The organism is Micromonospora sp. A3M-1-15, assembly GCF_024213425.1.
Taxonomy (GTDB): Bacteria; Actinomycetota; Actinomycetes; order Mycobacteriales; family Micromonosporaceae; genus Micromonospora; species Micromonospora chersina.
Genome location: NZ_JANAVK010000002.1, coordinates 934,092 through 958,957 on the forward strand (window position 1 = coordinate 934,092; position 24,866 = coordinate 958,957).

Below are 24,866 nucleotides of genomic sequence, written 5' to 3' on the forward strand. Positions count from 1 at the left end.
GTAGACTCCTTCGCTGTGGAGAACGCGAGGAACACCTTCTGGGGGCCGGACTTCCAGCAGCTCAGCACCACCGATCCGGAGATCGCCGAGGTGGTGCTCGGGGAGCTGGCGCGGCTGCGCGGCGGGCTGCAACTGATCGCCAGCGAGAACCTCACCTCGCCCGCGGTGCTGGCCGCCCTCGGCTCCACGCTGACCAACAAGTACGCCGAGGGCTACCCGGGCCGGCGCTACTACGGCGGCTGCGCCGAGGTGGACCGCGCCGAGGAACTCGGCATCGCCCGGGCGAAGGAGCTGTTCGGAGCCGAGCACGCCAACCTCCAGCCGCACTCCGGCGCGAGCGCCAACCTGGCCGCGTACGCGGCCCTCGTGCAGCCGGGCGACACCGTGCTGGCCATGGACCTGCCGCACGGCGGGCACCTCACCCACGGCAGCCGGGTGAACTTCTCCGGCAAGTGGTTTCACCCGGTCGGCTACACGGTGCGGCCCGACACCGAGCTGATCGACTACGACGAGGTCCGCGAGCTGGCCCTCGCGCACCGGCCGAAGCTCATCATCTGCGGCGCGACGGCGTACCCCCGGTTGATCGACTTCGCCCGGTTCCGGGAGATCGCCGACGAGGTCGACGCCTACCTCATGGTGGACGCGGCGCACTTCATCGGGCTGGTGGCCGGCCGCGCCATCCCGTCCCCGGTGCCCTACGCCGACGTCGTCACCTGCACCACGCACAAGGTGCTGCGCGGCCCGCGCGGCGGCATGATCCTCTGCCGGGAGCCGCTGGCCGCCCGGATCGACAAGGCGGTCTTCCCGTTCACCCAGGGCGGCCCGCTCATGCACGCCGTCGCCGCCAAGGCGGTCGCCCTGCGCGAGGCCGCCCAGCCCGAGTTCCGGGCGTACGCCTCCCAGGTGGTCAGCAACGCGCAGGCGCTCACCGACGGGCTGGCCGCCGAGGGCATGCGGCCGGTCTCCGGCGGCACCGACACCCACCTGGCCCTGATCGACCTGCGCGAGACCGGGGTGACCGGGGCCGCGGCCGAGGCGCGCTGCGACGCCGCCGGCATCACCCTGAACAAGAACGCCATCCCGTACGACCCGCAGAAGCCGATGGTCGCCTCCGGCATCCGGGTGGGCACGCCGAGCGTCACCACCCAGGGCATGCGCGAGGGGGAGATGCGCCGGATCGCCACGCTGATCGCCCGGGCGGTGCGCACCGACCCGGAGTCGCCCGGTGGCGCGGACGAGCTGGGCCGGATCGCCGGCGACGTGACCGAGCTGGTCGGCGCCTTCCCGGCGTACCCCCGTGGCTGAGCCGGGGACGCGCGCGGCGGAGGCGGCCGCGGACCGGGGCTGGCGACTGCGCCACCTGCCCGTGCTGATCATCGCCTCGGTGCTGCTGGCCGCGGTCGCGGCCGTGGCCGGCGGGCTGGCGCGGGGCGCGGACGGCGCGCTCGGCGCGGCGGCCGGGGTGGCGGTCACCGCGGCCAGCTACACGCTCACCACCGTCGTGCTGGCCTGGGCCGACGCCCGGGACCCGCAGCTCGTTCTCCCGTTCGGGCTGGGCGTCTACATCGCCAAGATGACCCTGCTCGGCGGGGTGATGGTGCTGGTCGCGTCGACCGGCTGGCCGGGGCTGGTCCCGTTCGTCCTGGGCATCGCCGCCGGCGTGGTGGTCTGGACCGGGGTGCACATCTGGTGGCTGACCACGGTGCACGCCCGCCGCGTCCACAACTGAGCCATCCCATCCTTCGGACGACGCGCCGATGTGTCCGCGATCGGTCATTCTCTCAGTGGCGGAGGGGGAGTAGCGTGCCTCCAGACGACTTCGCCCACCCGTGTCCCACACAACCAGGTTGTGCGGGGGGTGAGGCACAGCCTCTTCGGCTCGACTGATATCGTTCGCCCCGTCATGGCCGGTGACCAGAAACCCCCCAGCGCTGGCGGCCCGGGCGACACTCCGTCCGGTGCCGGTCAGGGTTGGACCGCGCTCTCGTACCTCATCGGGGGCATGCTCGTCTGGGGCTTCATCGGCTGGCTGGTCGACCAGTGGCTCGACACCGGCGGCATCGCCACCGGGATCGGCGTCGTGCTCGGCATGGCCGGGGGGATCATCCTGGTCGTCCGCCGACTCGGCACGCCTACTTAGGAAGGGACGCGGTGTTCGGACAGGCGAACGTCCTGGCAGCGGGCCAGGCGGAATTCCCACCCAGTGTGGAGGACTTCTACCTGCCCAGCATCCTGCCCTGGGGTGCGCACGACAACTACTGGTTCACCAAGATCACGGCCATGGTCTGGCTCGCCGTCGGCGTCCTGATCATCTTCTTCCTGGCCAGCTACCGGAACCCGAAGCTGGTACCGACCAAGAAGCAGTGGTTCGCCGAGTCGATCTACGGCTTCGTGCGGAACAACATCGCGGTCGACATGATCGGGCACGCGGGGGTGCGGTTCGCGCCGTACTTCACCACGCTCTTCTGCTTCATCCTGCTGACGAACGCGTTCGCGATCATCCCGTTCTTCCAGATCTCGCCGAACTCGCACATCGCCTTCCCGGCGTTCCTCGCCGTGATCAGCTACGTGCTGTTCAACTGGATCGGCATCCGGCACCACGGCTTCGTCAAGTACTTCAAGAACTCCCTGGTCCCGCCGGCGCCCTGGTACATCCTGCCGCTGCTGATCCCGATCGAGTTCTTCTCGACCTTCCTGGTCCGGCCGTTCTCGCTCGCCGTCCGTCTCTTCGCGAACATGTTCGCCGGTCACATGCTCCTGCTGGTCTTCACGCTCGGCGGGTTCGCCATGATCAGCGCCAACGCCTGGCTGGCGCCGGTCTCGGTGCTGTCCTGGGTGATGACGATCGCGCTGACCTTCCTCGAGTTCCTGGTGATCTGTCTGCAGGCCTACGTCTTCACGGTCCTGACCGCCAGCTACGTGCAGGGCGCGCTCGCCGAAGAGCACTGATCACACTCTTTCGCACCAACCGTTGTCGTCCCGCGTGACCGTCACGCGTGATAACCAGGAGGAACCGCAATGAGCATCCTTGCCGAGGTAACGGGCAGCACCGCTGCCATCGGTTACGGCCTGGCCGCCATCGGCCCGGGCATCGGCGTGGGCCTGGTCTTCTCGGCCTACATCCAGTCGACGGCCCGCCAGCCGGAGTCGTCCCGGATGACCCTCCCCTACGTCTGGATCGGCTTCGCCGTCATCGAGGCCCTGGCGCTGCTCGGTATCGCCTTCGGCTTCATCTGGGCCGGCACCGCCTGATCCAGCCCTTCTGACCGGGAGGTTTTCCCATGTACTTCCTCGCCGCGGAGGGTGGTGAAGCGGCCCACAACCCGATCATTCCTGCCTGGCAGGAGATCGTGGTCGGTGGCATCGCCTTCATCGTGCTCTGCTTCGTGCTGATGAAGTTCGTCTTCCCGCGCATGGAGCAGACGTTCCAGGCCCGGGTCGACGCGATCGAGGGCGGCATCAAGCGTGCCGAGGCCGCCCAGGCCGAGGCGAACCAGCTGCTCGAGCAGTACCGGGCCCAGCTCGCGGAGGCGCGTACCGACGCCGCCAAGATCCGCGACGACGCCCGGGCCGACGCAGAGGGCATCCGCCAGGACATCCTCGCCAAGGCGCGCGAGGAATCCGACCGGATCATCGCGGCCGGCAAGGAGCAGCTCGCCGCGGAGCGGGCCACCATCGTGCGCGAGCTGCGCACCGAGGTGGGCACCATCGCGGTGGACCTGGCCAGCAAGATCGTCGGTGAGTCGCTCGCCGACGAGGCGCGTCGCAAGGGCACCGTGGACCGGTTCCTGAGCGGTCTCGAGAGCACGGGGGCCCGCTGATGCAGGCCGCCAGCCGGGAGTCGTACAAGGTCGCGGCCGAGCGCCTCGACGCGTACGCCCGCGGCGCGGAGCCGTCGGCGGTGGAGGCCACCGCCGACGACATCCTCTCCGTCGCCGCCCTGCTGCGGCGTGAGCCGCGGCTGCGCCGGGCACTCTCCGACCCGGCCCGCCCCGGTGCGGACCGGGCCGGCCTGCTCGGCGACATGCTGCGCGGCCGGATCGGCGCGGAGGCGCTCGACCTGGTCACCTCGCTGATCTCCGGCCGCTGGTCGGCTCCGTCGGAACTGCTCGACGGCGCCGAGCGGCTGGGCGTCGAGGCGCTCCTGGCGAGCGCCGACAAGGCCGGCGAGCTGGGCGAGGTCGAGGACGAGCTGTTCCGCTTCGGGCAGGTCGTCTCCGGCTCCCCGGAGCTGTCCAACGCGCTCTCGGACCCGATGGCCTCGGCCGAGCAGCGGGCCAGCCTGGCCAACCAGTTGCTCGCCGGCAAGGCCCGGCCGATCACCGGCTACCTCGTCGGGGCCGCGCTCGCCGGCTTCGGTGGACGCTCCTTCACCGGGGCGCTCACCCGGCTGGTCGAGCTGGCCGCCGACCGGCGGGACCGTGAGGTCGCGTACGTGACCGTGGCGGCCCCGCTGAGTGACGAGGAGGAGCGACGCCTGGGTGCCCGCCTCTCCCAGATGTACGGTCGGGAGGTCTCCGTCAAGCAGACGGTCGACCCCGACGTGCTCGGCGGGGTGAGTGTGCGGGTCGGCTCCGACCTGTACGACGGCACCGTCCTGCGCCGCCTCAACGAGACCCGCAACGCGCTCGCGAAGCGCTGACCAGCGTCTTAGCAGCCCTGATTCGACGCCATCGGACCGGTCGGTACTAGGTATCCCGGGCCCCTGATACTTAAGGAAGCAGAGGATGGCCGAGCTGACCATCTCGACGGAGGAGATCCGCGGCGCCCTGGAGCGCTACGTCTCCTCCTACTCGACCGACGTCTCCCGCGAGGAGGTCGGCACCGTCGCCGACACCGGTGACGGCATCGCCCACGTCGAGGGCCTGCCCTCGACCATGACCAACGAGCTCCTGGAGTTCGAGGACGGCACGCTCGGCGTGGCGCTGAACCTCGACGTCCGGGAGATCGGTGTCGTCGTTCTCGGTGACTCCGCCAAGCTGGAGGAGGGGCAGCGCGTCAAGCGCACCGGCCGGGTGCTCTCGGTTCCGGTCGGTGACGCCTTCCTCGGCCGCGTGGTCAACGCGCTCGGCCAGCCGATCGACGGGCTCGGTGACATCCCGAACGAGGGCTTCCGCGAGCTGGAGCTCCAGGCCCCCAACGTGATGGCCCGGCAGTCGGTGTTCGAGCCGCTGCAGACCGGTATCAAGGCCGTCGACGCCATGACCCCGATCGGTCGGGGCCAGCGTCAGCTGATCATCGGCGACCGGAAGACCGGCAAGACCACGGTCGCCCTGGACGCGGTGCTCAACCAGCGCGACAACTGGCGCTCCGGCGACCCGAAGAAGCAGGTCCGCTGCATCTACGTCGCCATCGGCCAGAAGGCCTCCACGATCGCCTCGATCAAGGGCATCCTGGAGGAGGCGGGTGCGATGGAGTACACCACCATCGTCGCCTCCCCGGCCTCCGACCCGGCCGGCTTCAAGTACCTCGCCCCCTACACCGGCTCGTCCATCGGGCAGCACTGGATGTACGGCGGCAAGCACGTCCTGATCATCTTCGACGACCTGAGCAAGCAGGCCGAGGCGTACCGCGCCGTGTCCCTGCTGCTGCGCCGCCCGCCGGGCCGCGAGGCGTACCCGGGTGACGTCTTCTACCTGCACTCCCGCCTGCTGGAGCGCTGCGCCAAGCTCTCCGACGAGCTGGGTGGCGGTTCGATGACCGGTCTGCCGATCATCGAGACGAAGGCCAACGACATCTCGGCCTTCATCCCGACCAACGTCATCTCCATCACCGACGGTCAGATCTTCCTCGAGACCGACCTGTTCAACCAGGGCGTCCGGCCGGCCATCAACGTCGGCACCTCGGTCTCCCGGGTCGGTGGCGCGGCGCAGGTCAAGCCGATGCGCAAGGTCGCCGGTTCGCTGCGGCTCAACCTGGCCCAGTACCGCGAGCTGGAGGCGTTCGCCGCCTTCGCCTCCGACCTGGACCGGGCCTCCCGCGCCCAGCTGGAGCGCGGTGCCCGCCTGGTCGAGCTGCTCAAGCAGCCGAACTACTCGCCGTACCCGGTGCAGGAGCAGGTCGTCTCCGTCTGGGCCGGTGTCGAGGGCAAGCTGGACGACATCCCGGTGGGCGAGGTCCGCCGCTTCGAGTCCGAGTTCCTCCAGTACCTGCGGCACAAGCACGAGGGCGTCCTCGCCGGCATCGCCGACAACAAGTGGGACGACGACATCATCGCCTCGCTCGACTCGGCCATCACCGAGTTCAAGAAGGTCTTCCTGGGCAAGGAGGACGAGCCTCGGATCAACGAGCCGGCGGCGAAGCCGATGGAGGGCGAGGAGAACCGCGAGACGGTGACCCGCTTCCGCGACGGCTCGACCGACCGCCCGGCAGAGAGCTGATCCATGGCGGCCCAGGTTCGCGTTCTTCGCCAGCGGATCCGCTCGGCGAAGGGGATGAAGAAGATCACCAAGGCGATGGAGCTCGTGGCGACGAGCCGGATCGCCAAGGCCCAGGCCCGGGTGGAGGCGTCGCTGCCGTACGCCAACGCCATCACCGGCGTGCTCACGGCGCTGGCGTCCAACGCGCGGATCGACCACCCGCTGCTCACCCCGCGTGAGCGGGTGCGGCGGGCGGGCGTCCTGCTGGTCACCAGTGACCGGGGCCTGGCCGGCGGCTACAGCTCCAACGCGATCAGGACCGCGGAGTCGCTGATCGCCCGGCTCAAGGCCGACGGCAAGGAGCCGGTGCTCTACGTCATCGGTCGCAAGGGCGTGGGGTTCTACCGGTTCCGTAACCGGGAGATCGCGGCGAGCTGGACGGGCTTCTCGGAGCAGCCCTCCTTCACGGACGCCCGCGAGGTGGGCGAGACGCTGATCAAGGCGTTCTCGGCCGGCGCGGACGACGTGGACGGGCAGGCCGGGGCGGACGGGATCGTCGGCATCGACGAGCTGCACATCGTCTACACCGAGTTCCACTCCCTGATGACCCAGACGCCGGTTGCGAAGATCATCGGCCCGATGCAGGTCGAGGACCGGCCGCGGTCCGAGGGGCTGCTGCCGGCGTACGAGTTCGAGCCGGAGGCGGAGGCGCTGCTCGACGCGCTGCTGCCGAAGTACATCAACACGCGGATCTACGCGGCGTTGATCGAGTCGGCGGCGAGCGAGTCGGCGTCCCGGCGGCGGGCGATGAAGAGCGCCACCGACAACGCCGAAGAGATGATCGAGAAGTACACGCGTGAGATGAACTCGGCCCGCCAGGCCGGGATCACCCAGGAGATCAGCGAGATCGTCGGCGGCGCGAACGCGCTGGCCGCGTCGGGAAGTGAAGTGTGATGACTGCCCCAGTAGAGACCAAGACGGCCACGGGTCGCGTGGTCCGGGTCATCGGCCCGGTCGTCGACGCCGAGTTCCCGCGCGACGCCATGCCGGCCCTGTTCAACGCCCTGAACGTGGACGTGACGCTCTCCGGCGGCGAGAAGACGCTGACCCTGGAGGTCGCTCAGCACCTGGGCGACAACCTGGTCCGCGCCATCTCGATGCAGCCGACCGACGGCCTGGTCCGCGGTGCCGAGGTGCACGACTCCGGCTTGCCGATCACCGTTCCGGTGGGCGACGCCGTCAAGGGTCACGTGTTCAACGCGATCGGCGAGTGCCTGAACCTCACCGAGGGTGAGACCATCCAGGCCGACGACCGGTGGGGCATCCACCGCAAGGCCCCGGACTTCGCGGACCTGGAGCCGAAGACCGAGATGCTGGAGACCGGCATCAAGGTCATCGACCTGCTCGCCCCGTACGTCAAGGGCGGCAAGATCGGCCTGTTCGGCGGCGCGGGCGTCGGCAAGACGGTGCTCATCCAGGAGATGATCACCCGTGTCGCCCGGAACTTCGGTGGTACCTCGGTCTTCGCCGGCGTGGGTGAGCGCACCCGCGAGGGCAACGACCTCATCGCCGAAATGACCGAGTCCGGCGTCATCGACAAGACCGCGCTGGTCTACGGCCAGATGGACGAGCCGCCGGGCACCCGGCTGCGGGTCGCCCTCTCCGCGCTGACCATGGCGGAGTACTTCCGCGACGTGAAGAAGCAGGAGGTGCTGCTCTTCATCGACAACATCTTCCGCTTCACCCAGGCCGGTTCCGAGGTCTCCACGCTGCTCGGCCGCATGCCGAGCGCCGTGGGTTACCAGCCGACGCTGGCCGACGAGATGGGCGAGCTCCAGGAGCGGATCACCTCCGTCCGGGGCCAGGCCATCACCTCGATGCAGGCGATCTACGTGCCCGCCGACGACTACACCGACCCGGCGCCGGCCACCACGTTCGCCCACCTCGACGCGACCACCAACCTGGAGCGGTCGATCTCCGACAAGGGCATCTACCCGGCCGTGGACCCGCTGGCGTCCTCGTCCCGGATCCTCGCCCCGGAGTTCGTCGGCCAGGAGCACTTCCAGGTCGCCACCGAGGTGAAGCGGATCCTGCAGCGCTACAAGGACCTGCAGGACATCATCGCCATCCTCGGCATCGAGGAGCTCTCCGAGGAAGACAAGATCACCGTGCAGCGCGCCCGGCGGATCGAGCGCTTCCTGTCGCAGAACACCTACGCGGCCGAGCAGTTCACCGGCGTGCCGGGCTCGACGGTCCCGATCAAGGAGACCATCGAGGCGTTCAAGAAGATCAGCGAGGGCGAGTACGACCACTTCCCCGAGCAGGCGTTCTTCATGTGCGGCGGTCTCGAGGACCTCGAGAAGAAGGCCAAGGAGCTGATGGAGGGCTGAGAGCCCGCTCACACTCCACAGAGGCCGCCCCGACGGATGTCGGGGCGGCCTCTGCCTGTTCAGGCCCCCTCGCTACCAGATGCCCGGTTCTCCGGCAAGCGGTTCGGCAGACCGCGCGGTACCGTTCGTGACACGACGTTCACGTCATGACCGTTGATCTCTTGCAACGAAACGGACCCGTGCGCCCGTCTACCAGTCGTGGGCGTGACGATGGGAGATGCTCGTGGGTGGTAAGGCCGGCACGGACCGCGGCAAGCGGTCCATGTGGCGCGGCGTGCCGCGGTGGGCCCGGGTCTGCACCATCCTCGGCGTCGTCATGATGGTGCTCAGCGGCTCCGTGCTGGTGGGCTACCACGCGCTGGTCGCCCGCTACGAGGGCGCGGTCGGCAAGGGCGACCTCTTCGGCGACCAGGCGGCCGGGGCCAACGAGAAGAAGAGCGACATCAAGGGCCCGCTGAACATCCTGCTGGTGGGCATCGACCCCCGCAACCCGACGGCCCGCCCCCTCGCCGACTCGATCATGATCCTGCACGTGCCGGCCGGCATGGACCGGGGTTACCTCTTCTCGCTGCCCCGCGACCTGCGGGTCGAGATCCCCGCCTTCCCGAAGGCCGACTACTCCGGCGCCACCGACCGGCTCAACGCCGCCATGTCGCACGGCAGCGCGGTCCCCGGGCAGAACCCGAGCGCGGCGCAGGGCTTCGAGTTGCTCGCCAAGACCGTGCAGCAGGTCACCGGGATCAAGCGCTTCGACGCCGGCGCGATCATCAACTTCACCGGCTTCAAGAAGATCGTCGACGCCATGGGCGGCGTCGACATGTACATCGAGCGGGACGTCAAGTCCGAGCACCTCCAGCCTGACGGCACCCCGCGCCAGCTCAAGCCGGGCGGCGGGAGCTACCTCGGCCCGCAGGCCGTCTACAAGAAGGGCAACGCCCACCTCAAGGGCTGGCAGGCGCTGGACTACGTCCGGCAGCGCTACCCGCGCAACGGCGTGCCGGACGCCGACTACGGCCGGCAGCGGCACCAGCAGCAGTTCGTCAAGGCCATGGTGAGCCAGGCGTTCAGCGCGGACGTGGTCGCCAACCCCGTGAAGCTGGACCGGGTGCTCCGCGCGGCCGGCCAGTCGCTGGTCTTCAACGGCCGGGGCAACAGCGTGGTCGACTTCGCGCTCGCCCTCAAGGGCATCCGGGCCGACTCGATCGAGACGATCAAGCTGCCCGGCGGCCCGGTCGAGACCGGCCGGGGATACCAGGGGGAACAACTGCTGCCCCCCGCCGAGGACTTCTTCGCGGCGCTGCGCAACGAGCAGGTCGACGCGTTCCTGCTGGAGCACCCCGACTTCAAGCAGAAGAGCAAGTAGCGTGAGCGCCAACGGGCCCCGGCGGGTGCCGGGGCCCGTTGGCATGACCGTGGCACAGCTCTCGCCACCCGCGTTGGGTGGGCCCGGGGGGCGCGACTAGACTTTCGGCAATCCGCCGCCGCAGCAAGGAGACAGCGTGGCACAGCAGCTTCACGTCGAGCTCGTAGCCGTCGAGGAGAAGGTCTGGTCCGGTGAGGCCGAGATGGTCGTCGCCCGGACGACCGAGGGTGAGCTGGGTGTCCTGCCGGGGCACGCGCCCCTGCTCGGTCAGCTCGCGGAGCCCAGCCAGGTACGCATCAAGCAGGCCGGCGGCGAGCAGCTCGCGTACGACGTGGCGGGCGGCTTCCTGTCGGTGTCCGGTGAGGGCGTGACCGTCCTCGCCGAGAGCGCCACCCCGGCCACTCCGGCGCGCTGAGCCGACCCGCCGATGGAGATCGTGGAAGGGATCGGAATCGGCGTCGCGGTCGTCCTCGCGGCGCTTCTGATCCTCTTCATCCGGCGGGCCCTCTACACCCGCAGCGGAGGCATCATCCGGCTCAGCGTCCGGGTCTCCACGATCCTCGACGGCCGAGGCTGGTCTCCCGGCTTCGGCCGTTTCGTCGGCGACGAACTCCGCTGGTACCGCATGTTCAGCTTCGCCCTGCGTCCCAAGCGGGTGCTCTCCCGCAAGACGCTGGCCGTGGAGCGGCGCCGGCTGCCCGAGGGCCAGGAACGGCTCTCCATGCCGGCCGACTGGGTGATCCTGCGCTGCACCAGCAACCACGCCCCGGTCGAGATCGCCATGGCGCGGTCCACGGTCACCGGCTTCCTCTCCTGGCTCGAGGCCGCCCCACCCGGGGCGGCCTCGCCGCGTCTGGCCTCCCAGGACTGGCCCGCCGCCTGACCCGAGCCCGCGCGTGGGGTCGATGTCCGTTTTCCGCCCGGTGGCCGGCCTCGGTGGAACGCAACGTGTGTCTCCGGCGCCCGGTTACCTCCATGGCGTTCCACTCACCGGGGTCGTCTGCGCCGGATGTCCGTTTCCGGGGTGGTCGGCCGCACCATGACGGCGGAATGGCCGCCGGGCCGGGGTCGTTGTATCCCCGTGAACGACCGAGGAAGGCGCCCCGCCAGGCGGGGTGGCCGGGCCCGGAATGATGGTGGCCCGCCGGTCGTTGTACCTGGTCCCGGCGCGACGAAGAGGCTCTGCCCCGCACGCCGGATCCCCCAAGACTTTCCCCTTTTTGAGCGCCCTGACGGTGCTTGCGCACCGCCGACCCCCATCGGCGTGGTGCGCCAACCCCCGAATGGAGCTTCCCCCCATGAACACGATGCTGCGTAAGAGCGTGCTCGGTATTGCTGGTCTGGCCTTCACCGGTGGCATCTTCGCCGGTCCCGTCGCCGCCCACGCCGATGCCGGCCCCGTGCAGGGCACGAAGCCGGTCGCGGTGAGTGTGCAGGGCGCGCAGTCGAAGATCGACCTGAACGACGAGCAGACCGCGAACGCGAAGGCGATCATCGCCGCGACGAAGAAGGCCGGTCTGCCGGAGCGGGCGGCGGTCATCTCGATCGCGACGTCGCTGCAGGAGTCGAAGTTGGAGAACCTGGGCCACCTCGGCGACCGCAACGATCACGACTCGCTGGGTCTGTTCCAGCAGCGGCCGTCCTCGGGTTGGGGCACGCCGGAGCAGATCACCGACCCCGAGTACTCGACCCTGGCGTTTCTGAAGGGTCTGAAGCAGGTTGACGGCTGGCAGGACATGCCGCTGACCGAGGCCGCCCAGACCGTGCAGGTCTCGGCCTACCCGGATGCGTACGCGCAGTGGGAGCAGCAGGCCGCCGACATCGTCGCCCACAACTGGAACAGCTGACACACACGAACGAACGCTGGCCGGCACCCCGAACCATGGGGTGCCGGCCAGCGGCGTCTCCGGTCAGTCGACAGCGGCGACCAGCTCGACCTCGTACCCCTGGGTGTCGGAGAGGTAGGCGGCGTAGGTCTCCGGGCCGCCGGCGTGCGGGTGCCGGTCCGGGAAGAGCAGTTCCCACCCGTGCCCGGGCGCGGCGGCGACCAGCCGGTCCACGGCGGCCGGCGGGCCGGCATGGAAGGCCAGGTGGTTGAGGCCCGGAGCGCACCTGTCGTGCGCGCGCCCGGTGAGCGCCGGCGACTCCTCCAGGACCAGGTACGTCGGGCCGAGCCGCCAGGAGCGGCCGGCCGGCCAGTCCTGGTACGGCGTCCAGCCCAGTTCGCCGAGGAGCCAGCCCCAACTACGCCTGGCAGCGGCGAGATCGGGTACCCACACCTCCACGTGGTGCAGCGCGCCGACGGTCAGCGCTTGCCGCCCGGCACCCATAGCACATCCCCATCCGGATTTGCCGTTCTTGACAGGATAAAGAGCAGATCGGAGAGCCGGTTGAGATACTTTGCCGGGAGCGTGTTGGTCCGGTCCGGGTCGTGCGCGACAAGCGCCCACGCCGCACGCTCGGCGCGCCGGGCGGTCGTCCGTGCCACGTGCAGCAGCGCCGCGCCAGCGGTGCCGCCGGGGAGGATGAAGGAGTCGAGCTTGCTCAGGCGCGCGTTGTACTCGTCGCACCAGCCCTCGAGGCGCTCCACGTACTCCTCGGTGACCCGCAGCGGCGGGTACTTCGGGTCCGGCTCCACGGGGGTCGCCAGGTCCGCGCCGACGTCGAACATGTCGTTCTGGATCGACCCCAGCACCGCCCGCAGCTCGTCGGGGAGCTGCCCCAGGGCGAGCGCGACGCCGATGGCGGCGTTGCACTCGTCCACGTCCGCGTACGCGGCGATCCGCGGATCGGTCTTCGGCACCTGCTCGTTGTTGCTCAGCCTGGTCATGCCGGCGTCGCCGGCCTTGGTGTAGATGCGCGTGAGGTGGACGGCCATGACGCACAGCCTACGGATACCGGACCTGACGATCCCGGCGCGGCCGGCCCGCGCCGGCTGGCCGGTCGGGGTGGGGCCGGGCGACGCCGGCGACCCGGCGGTCAACGACGTCGACGTCATCCGGGTGCTCGGTGAGGCCCGGCTGGCCGGCACCGTGCACGTGGTCGGGGCGAAGAACTCGGCGTTGAAGCTGATGGCGGCGGCACTGCTCGCCCCGGGGCGCAGCGTGATCACCAACGTCCCGCGGATCACCGACATCGCCATCATGGGGGAGGTGCTGCGCCGGCTCGGCTGCGTCGTACGCTTCGCCGCCGACGACCCGGTCGACCCCATGGTGGCCCGCGGCGGGGTGGAACGGTCCCGGTCGGTGGTGATCGACGTGCCGGAGCAGCCGGGCGCGGAGGCCGACTACGACCTGGTCCGCCGGCTGCGCGCGTCGATCTGCGTGCTCGGGCCGCTGCTGGCCCGCCGGGGGTACGTGCGGGTGGCCCACCCCGGTGGGGACGCCATCGGCTCCCGGGGTCTGGACATGCACATCGCCGGGCTCGCCCGGATGGGCGCGGAGATCTCCGGCGAGCACGGCTTCGTCATCGCCGAGGCACCGGACGGACTGCACGGCGCGGACATCCTGCTGGACTTCCCGAGCGTCGGCGCCACCGAGAACCTGGTGATGGCGGCGGTGCTGGCCCGGGGCACCACGACGATCGACAACGCGGCCCGGGAGCCGGAGATCGTCGACATCTGCACCATGCTGAACCGGATGGGGGCCCGGATCGAGGGGGCCGGCACGTCGACCCTGCACATCACCGGGGTGCCCGCGCTGCGCCCGGTCCGGCACGCCACGGTGGGGGACCGGATCGTCGCCGGGACGTGGGCGTTCGCCGCCGCCATGACCCGCGGCGACGTGACCGTGACCGGAGTGGACCCGGCCTACCTGGAGGTCGCGCTGGACAAGCTGGTCTCGGCCGGCGGCCTGGTGGAGACCCGGGGCGGCGCCTTCCGGGTACGCATGGACGACCGGCCGAAGGCCGTCGACGTGGTCACCCTGCCCTTTCCGGGCTTCGCCACCGACCTGCTGCCGATGGCGATCGGGCTGGCCGCGGTCAGCGACGGGGCCTCGCTGATCACCGAGAACATCTTCGACGGCCGGTTCATGTTCGCCAACGAGATGATGCGGCTCGGCGCGGACATCAGGACCGACGGCCACCACGCCCTGGTCTGCGGCCACGAGCGCCTCTCCGGCGCCCCGGTACGCGCCACCGACATCCGGGCCGGCGCCGGCCTGATCATCGCCGGGCTCTGCGCCGACGGGGTCACCGAGGTCTCCCACGTGCACCACGTCGACCGCGGCTATCCGGACTTCGTGGCCGACCTGCGGGCCCTCGGCGTCGAGGTGGAACGCGGCACCGCCCCGGAGGAGCCCGACCTCGCCATCTGAGAGGGCCGCCTTAGCAGTCGTTCAGCCTCGCGGATTAGGGTGCTCGCAGACACTCATTTCAGCGAGGGAGAAGCAGATGGCGGGTCGACTCGCGGTCGTCGGTGCCGGGTTGATGGGCTCGGGCATCGCCCAGGTGGCGGCGCAGGCGGGCTGGCAGGTGACGCTGCGCGACCTGGACGACGCGGCCACCAAGCGGGGCGTCGACGGCATCCGGAAGTCGCTTCAGAAGTTCGCCGAGAAGGGGAAGATCGAGGAGTCCGAGGTCGAGGCGACCCTGGCCCGGATCACCCCGACCACCGAGCTGGAGGCGGCGGCCGACGCGGACATCGTCGTCGAGGCGGTCTTCGAGAAGATCGAGATCAAGCACGAGGTGTTCCGGGCGCTGGACAAGATCTGCAAGTCCGACGCGGTGCTGGCCACCAACACCTCGGCCATCCCGGTCACCCAGATCGCCACCGCCACCGAGCGCCCGGAGTCGGTCGTCGGCACCCACTTCTTCTCGCCGGTGCCCATGATGAAGCTGTGCGAGCTGGTCCGCGGCTACAAGACCAGCGACGCGGCCCTGGCGACGGCCAAGGCGTTCGCCGAGGAGATCGGCAAGACCGTCGTGGTGGTCAACCGGGACATCGCCGGCTTCGTCACGACCCGGCTGATCTGCGCCCTCGCCATGGAGGCCGTCAAGCTGGTCGAGGCCGGCGTGATCTCCGCCGAGGACCTGGACACCGCCTGCAAGCTGGGCTTCGGCCACGCCATGGGCCCGCTGGCCACGGTCGACCTGACCGGCGTGGACGTGCTGCTCAACGCCACCCGGAACATCTACACCGACACCGCCGACGAGAAGTTCTTCCCGCCGGAGTTGCTCCAGCGCATGGCCACCGCGGGCGACCTGGGCCGCAAGACCGGCCAGGGCTTCTACAGCTACTGATCCGTGCGCGTGACGCCCCCGGCCGCCCCGGTCGGGGGCGTCACGCCTTCCGGGGCGGGGTGAGGGCCGCGCCGAGCAGGGCGAACGCGTCCGGGATGACGGTGCCCCAGTAGGCGAAGTTGTGCCGGCCGTCGGCCCAGGCGGCGCGTACCGGGGGTTCGGGCAGCGCCCGGGCCAGCGCGCGGACGTCCTTGAGGAAGTTGTCCTGCCGGCCGCACCAGAGGCCGACGGGGGTGCCGCGCAGCCGGTCCACGCCGGTGAAGACCGCGTCGCCCGGGCGGACCGCGGGGGAGAAGGCGGCCACCGCGCGCAGCCATTCCGGGTACGCCTCGGCGAGAGCAACGCCCCGAACCCGCCCATCGACCAGCCCCACACGGCGAGCCGGCCGCTGTCGAAGCCGCGCCGGGCGCACCAGGTGGGCACCTCCTCCCGGACCATCCGCTGCGGGTCGTCGTCGCCGGAGCGGCGCCAGGAGAGCCGGCCGCCGGTCGCCCCGGCCAGCGCGAAGGGCGGGGCGCCGCGGCGTACCGCGTCGGTGAGGAACCGGGCCAGCCCGAACCGGCCGTAGTCGCGGGGCGTGGCCGAGGCGCCGTGCAGCACCAGGCAGACGGGCAGGCCGCGGCCGTCGCCGTACCCCTCGGGCACGGCCGTCCAGAAGTCCACCTCGCTGCCGCGGGCCCCCGACCGGATGCGGATCAGGCGCTCGTCCCCGGCCGGCGCGTCGGGCACGGCGGGCGCCGGCCCGGGCCGGGGCTCGGCCAGTTGCCGTGCGGCGAGCCCGCCGACCACCGCGGCGCCGGCCACGCCGGCTGCGGCGCCCAGCAGCGTGCGCCGGGTCAGGATGTGCGCCATGCCGGCGAGTGTGCCACCTGCGGGTGACCACCGGGTGGCCGTCGTTCACCGGACCGTCGTGGCCGGCCCCGACCTGGTCGGCTCGCCGGAGTCGCCACCGCCCGCGCGGGGCAGCGGGGCGGTTCCGGGTGCGGTCCGGCGCAGGCCGGGGGTGAGCGCGACGGTGGCGGCCAGCGCCGCGGCGGCCACCAACGCGACGGCACGGGACGGCGCGACGAGGTCTGCGGCCGCGCCCGCGAGCGCGGCGCACACCGCCTGCGCGGCCAGCATGCCGTTGCCGTGCAGGCCGAGCACCTGGCCACGCGCCTCGGGTGGCGAGTGGGCGATCAGCCGCTCCTGCAACGGCAGGGTGGCGGCGTAGCCGACCGACGCGATCAGCGCGACGGCCATGGCCACCGGCAGCGGAGGCGACAGCAGGATGGCCAGGTACGGAACGGCGAGCAGCAGCCGCAGCGGGTGGACCCACCGCTCGCGGCGGGCCGGCGTCAGAAACCGCCCCACCACCACGTCCCCGATCAGCATGCCGAGGGCGGCGGCGGCGAGCAGGAAGCCGGCGCGCTCGCCCGCGTACGGGACGAACAGTGCCTCGCAACCGACGATCAGGCCGCCGGGCACCCAGAGGTTGAGGAGAAGCGACCGGCGACCGGGGTCGGCCCAGAGAGTCCGGGTGACGAGGTGGGTACGCGCGACCGTCACCCGCCCGGTGGCCCGGGCCGGACGCTCGGCGAGCCCGAACCAGCCCACCGCCGCGGACACCGCACGCAGGGCCAGGGCGAGCAGGAACACCTGGTACGGGCTGAGCCAGACGAGCAGGACGCCGGCCAGCCCGAACCCGGCGATCTGCATGACTCCGACGCTGGTGTTCATCGTGGCGCGGGCCAGCACGTAGGCGTCGACCGGCACGATGTCGGTGAGCAGTGCCCACCGGGCACCGCCGGCGATCGAGCCGACGTACGCGATGGCGAAGATGACCGCGAAGCGGGCCCACAGCGGCAGCCCGGGCACGGCCTGCAGCGCCGCTCCGGCGGTGGCCAGGAGGGCGGCGAGGGTCAGCGCCCGACGGGGCGGCACGCTGTCCGCGGCGGACAGCAACGTCAGGCTGCCGAGGACACCTGCCAGCGGTGCGCCGAACATGCTCAGGGCGGTGAGCAGCGCCGAGCCGGTCGCCGCGTAGGTCAGCGCGCCCAGGGCCAGCGCCGACGTCGTGTGGGCGGCGATCCCGGCGCAGTTCGCCAGGAACAGGTTGCGGAACTCCCGGACCGCGAACAGTTCTGCGTACGTTCTCACCCGGGCATGGTCCGCAGGCCCCCGGCCGATCCCCTAGAGTTACGTCTGGAGGCGAAACGTGGGCGTCTGGCAGGTGCCGTCCGATCTGGTCGCGCGGAGCCGGTTCACGGTCTCGCCGATGGCCGAGACGGTCGCGGCGCTGAAGGCGCTCCTTTTCCCGCATGTCCCGTGGGAGCACGCCTGGCGACGACCTCACGTCGACGCGTTCCGGGGGATGCTGGCCGCCCGGCCGGTGGCCAGCGCGCTGGTGACGGCGTCGTTCAACCTCCGGTGGATCGCGGACTTCCTCACCATCGCGCCCGCCTCGGCGGAACCCACGTTCGCGGCGGAGCTGGCGGCCGTCGAGGGGTTGCCCGACGAGCGGATCCGGTCCGACCTGCATGCCACCCGCCCGGGACCGCTCGCGGCCGAGCTGCTGGCGGCCGGCCTCACCGGGCAGGTGGTGGAACTCCTCCAGTGGGTCTGGACGCACACCGTCGCGCCGGAGTGGCCGGAGCGGGAACGCCGGCTGCGGGCGGACATCGTGGCCCGCACCGCCGCCCTGAGCGCCCGCGGCTGGGCCGGGGCGCTCGCCGACATCAACCGCAACGTGCGGTGGCTGGGCGACGGTCGCCTCCAGGTCAACGACTACCCGGAGCCGCCGCTGTCGCTGCACGAGGCCGAGCAACTGATCTTCCTGCCGGCCCACTGCCGCCGCGGCTGGGTGGTGTGGGACATGCCCACCCGGTTCGGGATGGTCTATCCGGCGCGCGGGATCCTGGTCGACCCCACCTCACCGGCGCCCGACGGCCTCGCCCGGTTGATCGGCGCGAACCGGGCCGACATCCTGGCCCGACTCGACGCGCCACTGAGCACCTCGCAGCTCGTGGTGGTGACCGGGCTGTCCCTCGGCACGGTGAGCGATCACCTGCGGGTGCTGCTCGACGCGGGCGCGGTCGGCAAGCGGCGGTCCGGGCGCGAGGTGCTCTACTGGCGTACGCCGCTCGGTGCCACGCTCGTCGCGGGCGGGTGAATCAGCCGTCGCGCTTGGTGGTCCAGCGGAAGGTCGTCAGGCAGAGCACCAGGCCGATCACGCACCACAGCCCGAGGACCAGGGCGACGCGGCCCAGCTCGAACGAGCCACCCGGTTCCTGCGCGCCGAAGCTGTCCGGCAGGAACACCGACCGCAGGCCCTGGCACATCCACTTGAGCGGGAAGAGCGCGGCGACCTGCTGCATCCAGCTCGGCAGGCTGGTGAAGACGAAGAACACGCCGGAGATGAACTGGAGGACCAGGGCCACCGGGGTGACCACCGCCGAGCCGCTGCGGGCGGTGCGGGCCAGCGAGGAGATGGCGATGCCGCACAGGGTGCAGGCGGTGACGCCGAGGACGGCGACCCAGCCGAAGGTGGCCCACTTGGCGGCGGTGGCCGGCAGCTTCAGGTCGAACAGCGCCACCGACACGGCGAGCAGCAGCGCGGTCTCGGCGATGCCGATGGCCACCACCATGAGCACCTTGCCGGCGAACCAGACCCACTTCGGCATCGGGGTGCCCCGGTAGCGCTTGAGCACGCCCCGGTCCCGCTCGATCGGGATCCAGATGCCGAGGTTCTGGAAGCTCACCGTCATGAGGCCGGTCGCGATCATGCCGGTGATGAAGTACTGCGTGTAGCTGACGCCCGGGGCGATCTCGTCGTTGAAGATCGCCGCGAAGATCAGGATCATGATGACCGGGAAGCCCATCGTGAAGACGACGGACTCCCGGGAGCGCAGGAACTGGGTGATCTCCAGCCGGCCCTGCCGCAGGGCGAGCGCGGCCCCGCCCGGCCGGCGACCCGGGGCGGCGGCGACCGGGGCGGCCGGCTTCGTGGTGGTCGTCATCAGTGTCCGATCATCCGCAGGTAGACGTCTTCCAGGGTCGGCCGGGTCACGGTGAGGCCGGGGACCTCGCCGCCGAAGCGCGCGGCCAGCTCCGCCACGAGCGCCGTCGGCGTCGCGGTCTCCGCCGTCTCCGGCGTCCCGTCCGGGGTACGCCAGGAGACCGTCGCCAGCGCCTCCTGCCGGTTGCCCAGCCGGTTCGGTGGGGCCACCTCGATCACCCGGCCCGCGGCGATCACGCCGACCCGGTCGGCCAGGGCCTCGGCCTCGTCGAGGTAGTGGGTGGTGAGCACGATGGTGGTGCCGGCGGCGGAGAGGTCCCGGATCAGCTCCCAGAACTCCCGCCGGGCCTCCGGGTCGAAGCCCGTGGTGGGCTCGTCGAGGAAGAGCAGCTCGGGGCGGCCGACGATGCCCAGCGCCACGTCGAGCCGGCGCTTCTGCCCGCCGGAGAGGGTGTGCGTGCGCGCCTTGGCCTTGGCGCCCAGCCCGACCCGCTCGACCACCTTGTCCGGGTCGTCGGCGTCGGGGTAGAAGCCGGCGAAGTGCCGGACCACCTCGCCCACGGTCAGCTCGTCGAACTCGCCGGTGCCCTGGAGCACGATGCCGACGCGGGACCGCCAGCCGGCGGCCGGGTGGGCCGGGTCGGCGCCCAGCACGCGTACCTCGCCCGCGTCGCGCCGCCGGTAGCCCTCCAGGATCTCCACCGTGGTGGTCTTGCCCGCGCCGTTCGGGCCGAGCAGGGCGAACACCTCGCCGCGGCGGACGTCGAGGTCCACCCCCGCCACCGCGACGGTGTCGCCGTACGCCTTGCGCAGTCCCCGTACGGAGATCGCGAGCTCGTCATCCATGACGTCCAGTGTGCGACTCCGGCGGGGCGACCGGCGGCCCGGGGTGTGGTGGTGTCGGCCATGTCGCGCCGCTCGTGCCCGTCGGTCCGCTCCATGGACCTGTGTGGTTTTCCACAGCCCGTTTTACTGAACGGTAACTTAAACTCCGGCCATGGACGAGAAGGCTCCTTCGGGGCGGCTGCCCGAGCGCGACCGGCCCTGGGTGATGCGCACCTACGCCGGGCACTCCTCCGCCACGGCCACCAACGCGCTCTTCCGCCGCAACCTGGCGAAGGGGCAGACCGGTCTCTCGGTCGCCTTCGACCTGCCCACCCAGACCGGCTACGACCCGGACCACGAGCTGGCCGCCGGTGAGGTGGGCCGCGTGGGCGTGCCGGTGGCGCACCTCGGCGACATGCGGGCCCTCTTCGACGGCATCCCGATCGCCGAGATGAACACCTCGATGACCATCAACGCGCCGGCCATGTGGCTGCTCGGCCTCTACGGCACGGTCGCCGCCGAGCAGGGCGCCGAGCTGGCCCGCTGCGCCGGCACCACGCAGAACGACATCATCAAGGAGTACCTGTCCCGCGGGACGTACATCTTCCCGCCGGCGGCGTCGCTGCGGCTGACCGCCGACATCATCGCGTACACGCTGCGCGAGATGCCGAAGTGGAACCCGGTCAACATCTGCTCGTACCACCTCCAGGAGGCCGGCGCGACGCCGGTGCAGGAGGTCGGCTTCGCCCTGGCCACCGCGGTCGCCGTGCTCGACCAGGTACGCGACTCCGGCCAGGTGCCCGCCGAGCGGATGGGCGACGTGGTCCAGCGGATCTCCTTCTTCGTCAACGCCGGGGTGCGCTTCGTCGAGGAGATCGCCAAGATGCGCGCGTTCGGCGCGCTCTGGGACGAGATCACCCGCGACCGGTACGGCGTGGAGAGCCCGAAGCAGCGCCGCTTCCGGTACGGCGTCCAGGTCAACTCGCTGGGCCTCACGGAGGCGCAGCCGGAGAACAACATCCAGCGCATCGTGCTGGAGATGCTCGGCGTCACCCTGTCCCGGGACGCCCGGGCGCGGGCCGTGCAACTGCCCGCCTGGAACGAGGCGCTCGGCCTGCCCCGCCCCTGGGACCAGCAGTGGTCGCTGCGCATGCAGCAGGTGCTGGCGTACGAGTCGGACCTGCTCGAATATCCGGACCTGTTCGACGGCTCGCACGTGATGACCGCGCTTGTCGACGACATCGTCGCCGGGGCCCGGGTCGAGCTGGAGAAGGTGCTGGAGATGGGCGGCGTGGTGGCCGCCGTGGAGACCGGCTACCTGAAGAGCGCCCTCGTCGCCTCGCTGGCCGACCGGCGCCGGCGGATGGAGTCCGGCGCCGACGTGGTGGTCGGCGTCAACCGGTTCACCGAGACCGAGCCGTCGCCGCTGACCGCGGCCGGCGCCGAGGCCATCGAGCAGGTCGACCCCGCCGTCGAGGCGGCCGCCACCACCGCCGTACGCGAGTGGCGGGCCGGCCGGGACACGGCGGCCGTGGACGCGGCACTCGCCCGGCTGCGCGCGGACGCCGCGACCACGCAGAACCTCATGCCGGCGACGCTGGAGTGCGTGCGGGCCGGCGTGACCACCGGCGAGTGGGCCGGCGCGCTGCGCCAGGTGTTCGGCGAGTACCGGGCGCCCACCGGTCTGGCCGGCGCGGCCGGCGCCGGCGGCGACGCCGGCCTGGGCGCGGTCCGGGAGCGGGTCGCCGCCACCGCCCGCGAGCTGGGCAGCGGTCGGCTTCGGCTGCTCGTCGGCAAGCCCGGCCTGGACGGCCACTCCAACGGCGCCGAGCAGATCGCGGTACGCGCCCGCGACGCCGGCTTCGAGGTGGTCTACCAGGGCATCCGGCTGACCGCCGGGCAGATCGTCGCGGCCGCCGTGGAGGAGGACGTCGACCTGGTCGGCCTCTCCGTGCTCTCCGGCTCGCACCTGGCCGCCGTGCCCGCCGTGCTGGACGGGCTGCGCGCCGCCGGGCGGGCCGACCTGCCCGTCGTGGTCGGCGGCATCATCCCGGCGGTCGACGCGGACGCGCTCCGGGCCGCCGGGGTGGCCCGGGTGTTCACGCCGAAAGACTTCGCGCTGACCGGCATCATCGACGACCTGGTCACCGTCATCCGCGAGTCCAACGGCCTGTCCTGAGCTCGCGTCCGCACCTTCCGCGCGGCCCGGCGCCCCCGATGTCCGTCGGGGCCGGCGGCGTCGGGGCCGGCGGAGGCGGACCCGACCCCGGTCAGCGGCTGGCGTAGGTCTGGCAGTCCGCCAGGTCCATGTCCGGACCGACGGTGATCGCCGGGGCGTGACACTCCAGGTCGGAGTTGTGGCGGCAGTCCGCCCGCTGGCAGGCGCCCACCTGGGCGAGCGTCTGCTCGACGCCGCCGCGCACCGGCATCTCGATGAAGGTGTGGCAGTGCGCGTGGTCGCTGCTGCCGATCGTGATCGCGAAGGCGTGGCAGTCGTTGGTGTGGTTGTAGGCGCAGGACCTGACGGCGCACTCCTGGACCCGGGGCATCTCCATCGACGCGGTCATCTCTCCGGCCCTCCTCTGGACGTCAGCCACAAATGTAGGCATTCGTCCGGTCTTGGACCGCCGATCCGCCCCGGGGTCACGCTGTCGAGTGCCCCTCCCGCCGGACCGACTCCAGCAACGCCGAGACGCCGGGTATCGGGCCGGTGCCGCACTCCCACCTCGGCGATCTGCAGTCCATCTTCCGGCCGACCACACGCAGTGGCCGCCAAATGGGCGTCCCGGCCGGCGTCCCGGGGCGAAGGGCGGTGACCGCCGGTAGACGCGCGAGGTCGAAACCCGGCATTCCGCCCAACTGCATGGGCTCCCGACCAACTCCGGTCCGGAGCGGATGTCCGGTTCCCACCCCTGCCCACCGAGCGGCTGGAACGCCATGGATGTCTCCGGGGCCGGGATACCTCCATGCTGTTCCACCGAGGGTGGTGCGCCGGCGTTGGGTGGAACGTCATGGGTGTCTCCGGGGCCCGGTTGCACCCATGGTGTTCCACTCGACTGGTGCGGCCTGGGCGGGGTGTCCGTTTTGGGGGTGGTCGGCGGCACCCTGGCGGCGGAATGGCGGGCGGGTGGGCGTCGTTGTATCCGGGTGAACGACCGAGGAAGACGCCTCGCCCGGCGAGGTGGCCGCCGCCCCCCGGTGGACCGCCCCGCCGGGGAGGTGGGTGTGCCGGCCCCGGAATGATGGTGGGCCGCCGGTCGTTGTACATGGTCCCGGCGCGACGAAGAGGCTCTGCCCCGCACGCCGGATCCCCCAAGACTTTCCCCCCTTTTTGAGCGCCTGACGGTGCTTGCGCACACCGGTCGACCCCCATCGGCGTGTGCGCCAACCCCCGAATGGAGCTTTCCCTCATGAACACGATGCTGCGTAAGAGCGTTCTCGGTATTGCTGGTCTGGCCTTCACCGGTGGCGTCTTCGCCGGTCCGATCGCCGCCCACGCCGACGCCGCCCCGGTGCACAGCACGAAGCCGGTCGCGGTGAGTGTGCAGGGCGCGCAGTCGAAGATCGACCTGAACGACGAGCAGACCGCCAACGCCAAGGCGATCATCGCCGCGACGAAGAAGGCCGGCCTGCCGGAGCGGGCGGCGGTCATCTCGATCGCGACCAGCCTGCAGGAGTCGAAGCTGGAGAACCTGGGCCACCTCGGCGACCGCAATGACCACGACTCGCTGGGTCTGTTCCAGCAGCGCCCGTCCTCGGGTTGGGGCACGCCGGAGCAGATCACCGACCCCGAGTACTCCACCCTGGCGTTCCTGAAGGGTCTGAAGCAGGTCGACGGCTGGCAGGACATGCCGCTGACCGAGGCCGCCCAGACCGTGCAGGTCTCGGCCTACCCGGACGCGTACGCGCAGTGGGAGCAGCAGGCCGCCGACATCGTCGCCCACAACTGGAACAGCTGACATCCACGACACGAAGGCCGGCACCCCAGCGGGTGCCGGCCTTCGGCGTCTCTAGACCCGGAACCCGGCGGCCCGAGCCGCCTGCCGTTCCCGGCGCCGATCACGACGCCGCCGCAGGAACCAGAAGAAGAACGCCACGAGCAGGACCAGGAACACCAGCACCAGCACCGGCAGCAGGATTGCCACCACCGACATGACCGCGCTGGTCGCGTCCTCGGCGGTGCTGGCCACCGGGGCGCCGAACCCCGCGGTGGTCGCGTTGATGACCGGCCGGGCCGCCGACTTGAGCAGGTGCACGCCCAGCGCGATGAGCACGCCGACCACCACGGGCACCCACTGGTGCGAGGAGAAGAAGGTGTCCGGGTCGCTGACCGTCACCGTCTCCGAGCTGGAGCCGGCGCCGAAGGCCAGCCCGCCGGCGGTGGGCCGGACCACGGTCTGCACCACGTCGTTGACGTGGTCGACCACCGGCACCTTGTCGGCCACCACCTCGACGGCGAGCAGCACGGCGAGGATCAGCAGGACCCACCCGTTGCCCAGCCACTGCCAGCCGCTCGGCAGCTCCATGAGGTCGGTGTAGCGCGCGAGCAGACCCATCAACAGGAGGGGGATGTAGGCGTTCAGGCCCGCCGAGGCGGCGAGGCCGGAACCGGTGAGGACTTCGAGCACGATCTCAATATCGCACCGGTACGCCAGTGGCGCTCGTCGGCGACCGCCGGGTGCTCCGCTACC

General features: G+C 71.3%; 27 protein-coding genes. 19 read left to right on the plus strand and 8 right to left on the minus strand.

From position 1 onward, the window contains the following. Positions 1-15 precede the first annotated feature (15 nt). The 14 genes from glyA to NLX85_RS14220 all read left to right on the plus strand — a co-directional run bounded on the left by glyA (position 16) and on the right by NLX85_RS14220 (position 11,959). Positions 16-1,305 (plus strand): serine hydroxymethyltransferase, encoded by a 1,290-nt coding sequence (gene glyA, locus NLX85_RS14155; RefSeq protein ID WP_308210724.1) that lies wholly within the window; start codon positions 16-18, stop codon positions 1,303-1,305. Further along, positions 1,298-1,729: a hypothetical protein gene (locus NLX85_RS14160; RefSeq protein WP_254335185.1), complete on the plus strand. Its 432-nt coding sequence runs from the start codon at positions 1,298-1,300 to the stop codon at positions 1,727-1,729. Before glyA ends, NLX85_RS14160 begins: the two co-directional genes overlap by 8 nt. A gap of 174 nt (positions 1,730-1,903) precedes the next feature. Further along, a complete protein-coding gene (locus tag NLX85_RS14165; RefSeq protein WP_254335187.1) occupies positions 1,904-2,140 on the plus strand; it encodes an AtpZ/AtpI family protein in 237 nt (78 codons plus the stop codon). An 11-nt stretch (positions 2,141-2,151) separates the two neighbouring features. Beyond that, on the plus strand, positions 2,152-2,949 hold the full coding sequence (gene atpB / locus NLX85_RS14170) for a F0F1 ATP synthase subunit A (RefSeq protein ID WP_254335189.1): 798 nt from the start codon (positions 2,152-2,154) through the stop codon (positions 2,947-2,949). Positions 2,950-3,018: 69 nt separating this feature from the next. After that, on the plus strand, positions 3,019-3,252 hold the full coding sequence (locus NLX85_RS14175) for an ATP synthase subunit C (RefSeq protein WP_046563803.1): 234 nt from the start codon (positions 3,019-3,021) through the stop codon (positions 3,250-3,252). A 29-nt stretch (positions 3,253-3,281) separates the two neighbouring features. Next, entirely contained in the window at positions 3,282-3,821 is a 540-nt protein-coding gene (locus NLX85_RS14180) for a F0F1 ATP synthase subunit B (protein ID WP_107075722.1), read from the plus strand. Beyond that, positions 3,821-4,642, plus strand: coding sequence for a F0F1 ATP synthase subunit delta (locus NLX85_RS14185; protein ID WP_254335191.1), 822 nt, complete (start codon positions 3,821-3,823; stop codon positions 4,640-4,642). Before NLX85_RS14180 ends, NLX85_RS14185 begins: the two co-directional genes overlap by 1 nt. An 85-nt stretch (positions 4,643-4,727) precedes the next feature. Further along, a complete protein-coding gene (gene atpA / locus NLX85_RS14190; RefSeq protein ID WP_254335192.1) occupies positions 4,728-6,380 on the plus strand; it encodes a F0F1 ATP synthase subunit alpha in 1,653 nt (550 codons plus the stop codon). A gap of 3 nt (positions 6,381-6,383) precedes the next feature. Further along, entirely contained in the window at positions 6,384-7,313 is a 930-nt protein-coding gene (locus NLX85_RS14195) for a F0F1 ATP synthase subunit gamma (protein WP_254335194.1), read from the plus strand. Next, positions 7,313-8,749, plus strand: coding sequence for a F0F1 ATP synthase subunit beta (atpD, locus tag NLX85_RS14200; RefSeq protein WP_254335196.1), 1,437 nt, complete (start codon positions 7,313-7,315; stop codon positions 8,747-8,749). Before NLX85_RS14195 ends, atpD begins: the two co-directional genes overlap by 1 nt. A gap of 217 nt (positions 8,750-8,966) precedes the next feature. Next, on the plus strand, positions 8,967-10,112 hold the full coding sequence (locus NLX85_RS14205; RefSeq protein ID WP_254335198.1) for an LCP family protein: 1,146 nt from the start codon (positions 8,967-8,969) through the stop codon (positions 10,110-10,112). 136 nt (positions 10,113-10,248) lie between these two features. Then, positions 10,249-10,527 carry a F0F1 ATP synthase subunit epsilon gene (locus NLX85_RS14210; RefSeq protein WP_091318756.1) on the plus strand — a complete coding sequence of 93 codons (279 nt, stop codon included), beginning with the start codon at positions 10,249-10,251 and terminating at the stop codon, positions 10,525-10,527. 12 nt (positions 10,528-10,539) lie between these two features. Next, a complete protein-coding gene (locus NLX85_RS14215) occupies positions 10,540-10,995 on the plus strand; it encodes a DUF2550 domain-containing protein (RefSeq protein WP_254335199.1) in 456 nt (151 codons plus the stop codon). A 415-nt stretch (positions 10,996-11,410) separates the two neighbouring features. Further along, positions 11,411-11,959 (plus strand): hypothetical protein, encoded by a 549-nt coding sequence (locus NLX85_RS14220; RefSeq protein ID WP_254335200.1) that lies wholly within the window; start codon positions 11,411-11,413, stop codon positions 11,957-11,959. Positions 11,960-12,022: 63 nt separating this feature from the next. On the opposite strand, the gene NLX85_RS14225 is transcribed toward NLX85_RS14220, so the two are convergent. Beyond that, the gene (locus NLX85_RS14225; RefSeq protein ID WP_254335201.1) at positions 12,023-12,442 is read right to left on the minus strand and encodes a VOC family protein; all 420 of its coding nucleotides are present in this window, start codon (positions 12,440-12,442) and stop codon (positions 12,023-12,025) included. Further along, positions 12,418-12,990 (minus strand): cob(I)yrinic acid a,c-diamide adenosyltransferase, encoded by a 573-nt coding sequence (locus NLX85_RS14230; protein ID WP_254335202.1) that lies wholly within the window; start codon positions 12,988-12,990, stop codon positions 12,418-12,420. The genes NLX85_RS14225 and NLX85_RS14230 overlap by 25 nt, the downstream gene beginning before the upstream one ends. On the opposite strand from NLX85_RS14230, the gene murA reads away from it, so the two are divergent. Together murA and NLX85_RS14240 are read left to right on the plus strand one after the other, a co-directional pair. After that, the gene (gene murA, locus NLX85_RS14235) at positions 12,989-14,428 is read left to right on the plus strand and encodes a UDP-N-acetylglucosamine 1-carboxyvinyltransferase (RefSeq protein ID WP_254335203.1); all 1,440 of its coding nucleotides are present in this window, start codon (positions 12,989-12,991) and stop codon (positions 14,426-14,428) included. The two genes, NLX85_RS14230 and murA, sit on opposite strands and share 2 nt — an antisense overlap. Before the next feature lie 76 nt (positions 14,429-14,504). Next, a complete protein-coding gene (locus NLX85_RS14240; protein ID WP_107079575.1) occupies positions 14,505-15,353 on the plus strand; it encodes a 3-hydroxyacyl-CoA dehydrogenase family protein in 849 nt (282 codons plus the stop codon). 40 nt (positions 15,354-15,393) lie between these two features. Here NLX85_RS14240 and NLX85_RS33665 read toward each other — a convergent pair whose 3' ends face one another. Both NLX85_RS33665 and NLX85_RS14250 read right to left on the minus strand, forming a co-directional pair. Beyond that, positions 15,394-15,726 carry a hypothetical protein gene (locus NLX85_RS33665; RefSeq protein WP_374628082.1) on the minus strand — a complete coding sequence of 111 codons (333 nt, stop codon included), beginning with the start codon at positions 15,724-15,726 and terminating at the stop codon, positions 15,394-15,396. Between the two features lie 524 nt (positions 15,727-16,250). Next, positions 16,251-17,492, minus strand: a complete 1,242-nt coding sequence (locus NLX85_RS14250; RefSeq protein ID WP_254335207.1) for an MFS transporter — start codon at positions 17,490-17,492, stop codon at positions 16,251-16,253. Between the two features lie 58 nt (positions 17,493-17,550). On the opposite strand from NLX85_RS14250, the gene NLX85_RS14255 reads away from it, so the two are divergent. Beyond that, on the plus strand, positions 17,551-18,504 hold the full coding sequence (locus tag NLX85_RS14255; protein ID WP_254335208.1) for a helix-turn-helix domain-containing protein: 954 nt from the start codon (positions 17,551-17,553) through the stop codon (positions 18,502-18,504). A 1-nt stretch (position 18,505) separates the two neighbouring features. Here the strand turns inward: NLX85_RS14255 and NLX85_RS14260 are convergent, their stop codons facing one another. Next, positions 18,506-19,351 carry an ABC transporter permease gene (locus NLX85_RS14260; protein WP_254335210.1) on the minus strand — a complete coding sequence of 282 codons (846 nt, stop codon included), beginning with the start codon at positions 19,349-19,351 and terminating at the stop codon, positions 18,506-18,508. Continuing rightward, the gene (locus NLX85_RS14265; RefSeq protein ID WP_254335212.1) at positions 19,351-20,196 is read right to left on the minus strand and encodes an ABC transporter ATP-binding protein; all 846 of its coding nucleotides are present in this window, start codon (positions 20,194-20,196) and stop codon (positions 19,351-19,353) included. Before NLX85_RS14265 ends, NLX85_RS14260 begins: the two co-directional genes overlap by 1 nt. Positions 20,197-20,347: 151 nt before the next feature. Here NLX85_RS14265 and NLX85_RS14270 point away from each other — a divergent pair, with 151 nt between their 5' ends. Beyond that, positions 20,348-22,354, plus strand: a complete 2,007-nt coding sequence (locus NLX85_RS14270; RefSeq protein WP_254335214.1) for a protein meaA — start codon at positions 20,348-20,350, stop codon at positions 22,352-22,354. A gap of 91 nt (positions 22,355-22,445) precedes the next feature. Here the strand turns inward: NLX85_RS14270 and NLX85_RS14275 are convergent, their stop codons facing one another. Beyond that, entirely contained in the window at positions 22,446-22,742 is a 297-nt protein-coding gene (locus NLX85_RS14275) for a DUF1540 domain-containing protein (RefSeq protein ID WP_091318783.1), read from the minus strand. Between the two features lie 843 nt (positions 22,743-23,585). On the opposite strand from NLX85_RS14275, the gene NLX85_RS14280 reads away from it, so the two are divergent. Beyond that, a complete protein-coding gene (locus NLX85_RS14280) occupies positions 23,586-24,134 on the plus strand; it encodes a hypothetical protein (protein WP_254335216.1) in 549 nt (182 codons plus the stop codon). 51 nt (positions 24,135-24,185) lie between these two features. On the opposite strand, the gene NLX85_RS14285 is transcribed toward NLX85_RS14280, so the two are convergent. Next, a complete protein-coding gene (locus NLX85_RS14285) occupies positions 24,186-24,803 on the minus strand; it encodes a DUF4126 domain-containing protein (protein ID WP_254335218.1) in 618 nt (205 codons plus the stop codon). Between the last annotated feature and the right edge of the window lie 63 nt (positions 24,804-24,866).

Bases quoted from the DNA above. Each gene is read 5' to 3' on its own strand.
- atpD (WP_254335196.1), top strand. From the start codon at position 7,313: ATGACTGCCCCAGTAGAGACCAAGACGGCCACGGGTCGCGTGGTCCGG.
- NLX85_RS14220 (WP_254335200.1), top strand. From the start codon at position 11,411: ATGAACACGATGCTGCGTAAGAGCGTGCTCGGTATTGCTGGTCTGGCC.
- NLX85_RS14265 (WP_254335212.1), bottom strand. From the start codon at position 20,196: ATGGATGACGAGCTCGCGATCTCCGTACGGGGACTGCGCAAGGCGTAC.
- NLX85_RS14260 (WP_254335210.1), bottom strand. From the start codon at position 19,351: ATGACGACCACCACGAAGCCGGCCGCCCCGGTCGCCGCCGCCCCGGGT.
- NLX85_RS14240 (WP_107079575.1), top strand. From the start codon at position 14,505: ATGGCGGGTCGACTCGCGGTCGTCGGTGCCGGGTTGATGGGCTCGGGC.
- NLX85_RS14205 (WP_254335198.1), top strand. From the start codon at position 8,967: ATGCTCGTGGGTGGTAAGGCCGGCACGGACCGCGGCAAGCGGTCCATG.
- NLX85_RS14275 (WP_091318783.1), bottom strand. From the start codon at position 22,742: ATGACCGCGTCGATGGAGATGCCCCGGGTCCAGGAGTGCGCCGTCAGG.
- NLX85_RS14270 (WP_254335214.1), top strand. From the start codon at position 20,348: ATGGACGAGAAGGCTCCTTCGGGGCGGCTGCCCGAGCGCGACCGGCCC.
- NLX85_RS14185 (WP_254335191.1), top strand. From the start codon at position 3,821: ATGCAGGCCGCCAGCCGGGAGTCGTACAAGGTCGCGGCCGAGCGCCTC.
- NLX85_RS14165 (WP_254335187.1), top strand. From the start codon at position 1,904: ATGGCCGGTGACCAGAAACCCCCCAGCGCTGGCGGCCCGGGCGACACT.
- NLX85_RS14230 (WP_254335202.1), bottom strand. From the start codon at position 12,990: ATGGCCGTCCACCTCACGCGCATCTACACCAAGGCCGGCGACGCCGGC.
- atpA (WP_254335192.1), top strand. From the start codon at position 4,728: ATGGCCGAGCTGACCATCTCGACGGAGGAGATCCGCGGCGCCCTGGAG.
- NLX85_RS14215 (WP_254335199.1), top strand. From the start codon at position 10,540: ATGGAGATCGTGGAAGGGATCGGAATCGGCGTCGCGGTCGTCCTCGCG.
- NLX85_RS14225 (WP_254335201.1), bottom strand. From the start codon at position 12,442: ATGGGTGCCGGGCGGCAAGCGCTGACCGTCGGCGCGCTGCACCACGTG.
- NLX85_RS14280 (WP_254335216.1), top strand. From the start codon at position 23,586: ATGAACACGATGCTGCGTAAGAGCGTTCTCGGTATTGCTGGTCTGGCC.
- NLX85_RS14175 (WP_046563803.1), top strand. From the start codon at position 3,019: ATGAGCATCCTTGCCGAGGTAACGGGCAGCACCGCTGCCATCGGTTAC.
- NLX85_RS14195 (WP_254335194.1), top strand. From the start codon at position 6,384: ATGGCGGCCCAGGTTCGCGTTCTTCGCCAGCGGATCCGCTCGGCGAAG.
- NLX85_RS14180 (WP_107075722.1), top strand. From the start codon at position 3,282: ATGTACTTCCTCGCCGCGGAGGGTGGTGAAGCGGCCCACAACCCGATC.
- murA (WP_254335203.1), top strand. From the start codon at position 12,989: ATGACGCACAGCCTACGGATACCGGACCTGACGATCCCGGCGCGGCCG.